Below are 6,000 nucleotides of genomic sequence, written 5' to 3' on the forward strand. Positions count from 1 at the left end.
ATGAGTAGGGTCGGGCGTAACAACGCACGCTTGGAGGGAGTCGCGTGGCATCTCAGCAGGCCGGGATGAACAACCTCTTCACATACACGGGGTCCTCGTCTTTCACCGAGTTTCTCGGCGCGTACGCGCCGGATCTGCTGCCGTCCCGGATGCAGGCGCCGGCCGTGCCGGTCGGTGATCAGATCCCCCATGCGACCACGATCGTCGCGGCGACCTGTGCCGGGGGAGTGGTGATGGCCGGCGACCGCCGCGCCACCTCGGGGAACATCATCTCCCAGCGGGACATAGAGAAGGTCTTCCGCACCGACGACTACTCCTGCATGGGCATCGCGGGCACCGCGAGCACGGGCATCGAGATGGCCCGCCTCTACCGCGTGGAGCTCGAGCACTACGAGAAGACGGAGGGCCGCTCGCTCTCGACCGAGGGCAAGGCCAACCGGCTGGCGACGATGATCCGGGGCAACCTCGCCCTGGCGATGCAGGGCCTCGTGGTCGTGCCGCTGTTCGCGGCCTACGACCCGGCGGAGGACGGCGGGCGGATCTTCAGCTACGACGTGGGCGGCGGGCCGTACGAGGCGCGGAACTACCACTCGATCGGCTCCGGCTCGATCTTCGCCCGCGGCTCGCTCAAGAAGCTGTACCGCGAGGGCGCCTCGCCCGAGGACACCGTGATGGCGTGCCTCAACGCGCTGTACGACGCGGCCGACGACGACTCGGCGACCGGCGGCCCCGACGTGACGCGGAAGATCTGGCCGGTGATCGCCGTGATCACCGCGGACGGCTTCCGCCGCCTGCCGGACGAGGAGGTCGCGGAGCTCGTCCAGGCCATGCTCGCCAGGCGGATGGAAGAGCCCGACGGACCCACCGCTCCGCTGCGCTAACTCGAAGAGAGGAACACCCCCGGTGTCCATGCCCTTTGGATATGCCTCACCCGAGCAGATCATGCGGGACAGGGCGGAGTATGCGCGAAAGGGCATCGCGCGAGGCCGCAGCGTGGTCGTCATGCAGTATGCCGACGGCATCCTGTTCGTGGCGCCCAACCCGTCCAAGGCACTCCACAAGATCAGCGAAATCTACGACCGGATCGGCTTCGCCGCGGTCGGGCGGTACAACGAGTTCGAGTCGCTCCGCCTGGCCGGAATCCGCTACGCGGACATCAACGGCTACACGTTCAACCGCAGCGACGTCACCGGCCGGGGTCTCGCCAACCTGTACGCCCAGCAGCTCGGCATGATCTTCACCGAGTCCATCAAGTCCCTGGAAGTGGAGATCGTCGTCGCGGAGGTGGGCGAGTCCCAGGCCGAGGACCAGATCTACCGGCTGACCTTCGACGGGTCGGTGTTCGACGAGCAGGGCATGGCGGTCATCGGCGGCCAGGCGGAGGCCGTCGCGAGCCGCCTCAAGGAGCGATACAAGGACAACATGCCGCTTCCGGAGGCGCTCGAGGCCGCCCTGGTCGCGCTGACCGAGCCGGGAGGCGAGCGCCCGCCCGCCACCCAGCTCGAGGTGGCGGTCCTCGACCGCGGCCGCGAGCACCGCAAGTTCCTGCGCCTCACCGGTCCCCGTCTCGAGCGGCTGCTCAAGACGGCCAAGTCCGAGACGAAGCCGGATAAGCCTGCCGCCGAAGACGTCTCGCTGCCGGAGCCTCCGACCGCTCCGGACGGAGACATCGACACCGGCTCGGCCGAGTAGCCACCACGGCCGGGCCCGGCGATTACCAGGTGATCCCTATCCGGTTGTCACATTCGGGGAATAGGGTTAGGTGATGGATCGACGCATCTTCGGGCTGGAGAACGAGTACGGCGTCACCTGCACGTTCCGCGGGCAGCGCAGGCTGTCACCGGACGAGGTGGCGCGGTACCTGTTCCGGCGAGTGGTGTCCTGGGGCCGATCGAGCAACGTGTTCCTCCGCAACGGCGCCCGGCTGTATCTGGACGTCGGCAGTCATCCTGAGTACGCCACCCCTGAATGCGACAACGTCGTGGAGCTGGTGACCCACGACAAGGCGGGGGAGCGCATCCTCGAAGGTCTCCTCGTCGACGCCGAGAAGCGTCTGCGCGAGGAGGGCATCGCAGGAGACATCTACCTGTTCAAGAACAACACGGACTCCGCCGGGAACTCCTACGGCTGTCACGAGAACTACCTCGTGGGGCGGCACGGGGAGTTCGGGCGCCTGGCCGACGTGCTGATCCCCTATCTCGTCACCCGGCAGATCATCTGCGGGGCCGGCAAGGTGCTGCAGACGCCGCGCGGCGCGGTCTACTGTGTCTCCCAGCGTGCCGAGCACATCTGGGAGGGCGTCTCCTCGGCTACCACCCGCTCGCGTCCGATCATCAACACGCGTGACGAGCCGCACGCCGACGCGGAGCGGTTCCGCCGGCTGCACGTCATCGTGGGCGACTCGAACATGAGCGAGACGACCATGCTCCTCAAGGTCGGCGCCACCGACCTCGTCCTGCGCATGATCGAAGCCGGCGTCGTGATGCGGGACCTGTCGCTCGAGAACCCGATAAGGGCGATCCGCGAGGTCTCTCATGACATGACCGGCCGGCGGAGGGTGCGGCTGGCCAACGGGCGCGAGGCGTCGTCCCTGGAGATCCAGCAGGAGTACCTGACCAAGGCGAGGGACTTCGTCGACCGCCGCGGCGGCGACGAGACCAGCAAGCGGGTCCTGGAACTGTGGGAGCGGACGCTCCGGGCGGTCGACACCGGCGACCTCGACCTCGTCTCGCGGGAGATCGACTGGGTCACCAAGTACCAGATGATCGAGAGATATCGGCAGAAGTACGACCTTCCGCTCTCTTCGCCGCGAGTCGCTCAACTCGATCTCGCCTATCACGACGTCCACCGCAAGCGCGGCCTGTTCTACCTGCTGCAGAAGCGCGGCGCCGTCGAGCGGGTGGCGAGCGACGTCAAGATCTTCGAGGCGAAGTCGGTCCCGCCGCAGACCACCCGGGCCAGGCTCCGCGGCGAGTTCATCCGCAAGGCCCAGGAGAAGCGGCGCGACTTCACCGTCGACTGGGTCCACCTCAAGCTGAACGACCAGGCCCAGCGGACCGTGCTCTGTAAGGACCCGTTCCGCAGCGTCGATGAAAGGGTTGACAAGCTCATCGCAGGGATGTGATCTCCTTACGTCGTTCCGACAGCGGGTTCGGGTAGTGTTACCCGAGCCTTGCTGTCTGTCTGAGGGAATTCACATGCGCCGCCGTACGGCAGTAGTCGCCGCCGCCTTGCCTTTGTTGCTCGCCGCGGCCTGTGGGACCGCGGAGAAGACCGCGTCCCCCAGCGCCGGCGGGGGTACCGCCGCCGCCGCGGGTCTGAAGGTGGCGGGCGAGGCGGGCAAGAAGCCGACGGTGACGTTCCCGGCAGGTCAGCCGCCGCTGACGTCGTCGTCCCTGAAGGTCCTGGACGGCTCCGGCACCGCAGCCAAGGACGGCGACGTCCTCACGGCCAAGGTGACCGTCTACAACTGGGACGGCAAGGAGAACAAGTCGTCGGGCTCCGACTACGACCAGGGGCACTCCGAGTTCGTCACGGTCAGCCCGCAGCTGCCCAAGTCCCTGCACGAGGCCCTCGTCGGCGCCAAGCCGGGCGGCCGGGTCGTGGCGGTCGTCGCCAAGGACAGCCTGTCGCCCGACCAGATCACGCAGGCGAAGGACCAGGGCACCGACTTCAACACGACCTCGCAGGTGCTGGTGGTCGACGTCGAGTCCGCCGCGCCGAAGGCGGCCCAGGGCAACGCGGTGGACCCCGCCGTTGAGGGGATCAAGCTCGAGAACCCAGGTGGGGACAAGGCACCGACGCTGACCACCAAGACCGACGCCAAGGCGCCGAAGGACCTCGTGGTCAAGACCGTGATCAAGGGCTCCGGGCCGCAGGTCAAGGCCGACCAGATGATCCTCGCCCACTACACCGGCAAGATCTGGGGGACGGACAAGGAGTTCGACTCCAGCTGGCAGCGCGGAGAGCCGGCCACGTTCGCTCTCGGCCAGGTCGTGAAGGGCTGGTCGCAGGGGCTCACCGGCGTCCCGGTCGGCAGCCGCGTCCTGATCTCCATCCCGCCGGACCTCGGGTACGGCAAGGAGGGCAACGCCCAGGGAGGCATCAAGGGGACCGACACCCTGGTCTTCGTGGTGGACGTCCTCGGCGCGGTCTGACGCTCCCGTAGAACTCAGAAAAGGCTCCTCCCCGTGCGACGGGGAGGAGCCTTTCTCGTTGGCCCTTGGTGGGCCCTGTTGGCCTTCTAGGGCCTTTTAGGGCGGGCTCAGCTGTTGATGCTGTAGCTGTCGCCGTAGACCTTCCACTTGAGCGGCGGGTTGAGGTCGAGGTTGCCCGCCTTGAGGAAGACCCGCTGCGCGGTGTCGACCCGGCTCGTGTCGCTGTGGGCCTCCTCGGTCTTCATCGCCGCCTTGCGGGCGTCGAGGAAGGCGTTGAGGTAGGCGACCTCGTCGCCGCCCTGCGCCGGGGTCTTGGCCTTCCTCATGGCGGTCTTGCGGATGCCGCCGAAGCTGACCGGGTCGTTGCCCGGACCGTGCATGACCATCGCGTCGTAGTAGATGAACTGGCCGAGCGCGCGCAGACCGTCCGACTTCGCCTGCTTCACCGCCGGATTGAAGTAGACGCGGTCGCGCTCGTCGTTCTGCGCCTGCTGGAAGGCCGGGTCGGCCGCCGCCTTGCGCCAGTCCTTGGTGAAGTTCGGGTCCAGGCCCTTGTGGGAGTCGGTGCCGTCAACCTTGCGCAGCGCGGGCAGGTACGGCGCGAGCACGTTGCCGGGCTTGCGCTGGGCGTAGAGCTCGACGAGCTCCAGCATGTCGCCCGTCCCGGAGCAGAATCCGATGATGCCCGCCGTGTAGCCCCGGCCGTCGTCGATGTCCTCGATGTACTTGTACTGGGCCTTCCAGTCGAGTGAGGAGTTCTCCGCGCTGGAGACGAGCTCCATCGCGATCTCCTTCTTCTTCGGATCGGACAGGTCGACGGAGGCGGCCTTGGCCTTGTTCGTGCTCTTGGATTCGCCCGTGGACTTCGTCGCGGGTCTGTCCCCGGGTTTGTTCGCGGACTTGTTCGTCGACGCGGGCGTGTGGGTGGGCGCGGGCTTGGAGCCGCGCGTGCCGCTCGCGGCGGGCGTCGCGGGTGCTGCCGGTGTCTCCGTCACGTTGCCGGCGTCGTCGGCCGCCGGGACGGCCGCGGCAGGTGAGTCCGTCACGGGGGCGAGCGCGGCGACCTTCGCCGGGTCCACCTTGGCCGCAGTGGCGTCGGCCGCTCCGCATCCGGCCGCTGACGTCACCGGGAGTACGGCGACGCTTACGGCGAGCAGGAGGGCGCCTCGCCGGGGGGTACGCCTGCTCGTCGGCAGGTGTGTCACTGTGTCTCTCCGTTTCTCCGCCGATCTCGCCGGCGTCCGAACGGCGGTGTGGGGGAGCACAGTGCGACGTTGGGGGATGCGCGCGGCTGAGAGGGGGTGGCGGCTGCTGGGGGAGGAAACCCTGGCAGGTTAGTTAGTAAGGTTTCCTAATGAAATCAGGGCGACGTGAATGCTGTCAACGTCCAGTTTTACTGGAGTGATGACAGGTATCTGCTGTTGTTTGACTTATCTCAGGGTTATGTGCAGGTTAAGGCTTATGGCACCCGGCGTGAGTTGGCGCGGGTGGGGCTGTCACGGCCCCGTGTTCCCTCGTCCGCCTGTTCGCGGGGAACGGCCTGGCGGAAATGATGTCGCGATATCGGCTTTTCGATGGAGATATCAGGTAGACGCGGTTGTCTCCGTTTTTCTTCAGGGGATTTCCGTCGATTAAAGATCTCGTTTTGTGTCACCCCGAACAACTCGCACAGGCGTCGCAACCGCCCAACCAGCGGACATCCCGGCTCGATGCTTGGTCGCATCCGTTCACAGCCCCCAATCCGCCTAAAATCCGAAACGGTCGACTTATGCGAAATGAGCCGACAAGGACTCCCGGTCGGCCGGGTCGCCCAATTACTCGCCGGTATTAGTTGCCCGGCATT

General features: G+C 66.9%; 5 protein-coding genes. 4 read left to right on the forward strand and 1 reads right to left on the reverse strand.

What is annotated here, in order from left to right; all coding sequences use genetic code 11:
• Positions 1-65 precede the first annotated feature (65 nt).
• The 4 genes from prcB to Pph01_RS36575 all read left to right on the forward strand — a co-directional run bounded on the left by prcB (position 66) and on the right by Pph01_RS36575 (position 4,157).
• Complete coding sequence (gene prcB / locus Pph01_RS36560; RefSeq protein ID WP_204077814.1) at positions 66-881, forward strand: proteasome subunit beta; 816 nt, start codon at positions 66-68, stop codon at positions 879-881.
• A gap of 28 nt (positions 882-909) precedes the next feature.
• Positions 910-1,692 (forward strand): proteasome subunit alpha, encoded by a 783-nt coding sequence (gene prcA / locus Pph01_RS36565; RefSeq protein ID WP_204077815.1) that lies wholly within the window; start codon positions 910-912, stop codon positions 1,690-1,692.
• 73 nt (positions 1,693-1,765) lie between these two features.
• Positions 1,766-3,124, forward strand: coding sequence for a Pup--protein ligase (gene pafA, locus Pph01_RS36570; RefSeq protein ID WP_204077808.1), 1,359 nt, complete (start codon positions 1,766-1,768; stop codon positions 3,122-3,124).
• A gap of 73 nt (positions 3,125-3,197) precedes the next feature.
• The gene (locus Pph01_RS36575; RefSeq protein ID WP_204077809.1) at positions 3,198-4,157 is read left to right on the forward strand and encodes an FKBP-type peptidyl-prolyl cis-trans isomerase; all 960 of its coding nucleotides are present in this window, start codon (positions 3,198-3,200) and stop codon (positions 4,155-4,157) included.
• A 107-nt stretch (positions 4,158-4,264) separates the two neighbouring features.
• Here Pph01_RS36575 and Pph01_RS43500 read toward each other — a convergent pair whose 3' ends face one another.
• Positions 4,265-5,362, reverse strand: a complete 1,098-nt coding sequence (locus tag Pph01_RS43500) for a chitosanase (protein ID WP_275412920.1) — start codon at positions 5,360-5,362, stop codon at positions 4,265-4,267.
• Positions 5,363-6,000 lie beyond the last annotated feature (638 nt).

The organism is Planotetraspora phitsanulokensis, assembly GCF_016863295.1.
In the GTDB taxonomy this organism is placed as follows: Bacteria; Actinomycetota; Actinomycetes; order Streptosporangiales; family Streptosporangiaceae; genus Planotetraspora; species Planotetraspora phitsanulokensis.

Coding starts and splice junctions, on each gene's coding strand:
- Pph01_RS36575 (WP_204077809.1), top strand. CDS start 3,198: ATGCGCCGCCGTACGGCAGTAGTCGCCGCCGCCTTGCCTTTGTTGCTC.
- prcA (WP_204077815.1), top strand. CDS start 910: ATGCCCTTTGGATATGCCTCACCCGAGCAGATCATGCGGGACAGGGCG.
- prcB (WP_204077814.1), top strand. CDS start 66: ATGAACAACCTCTTCACATACACGGGGTCCTCGTCTTTCACCGAGTTT.
- pafA (WP_204077808.1), top strand. CDS start 1,766: ATGGATCGACGCATCTTCGGGCTGGAGAACGAGTACGGCGTCACCTGC.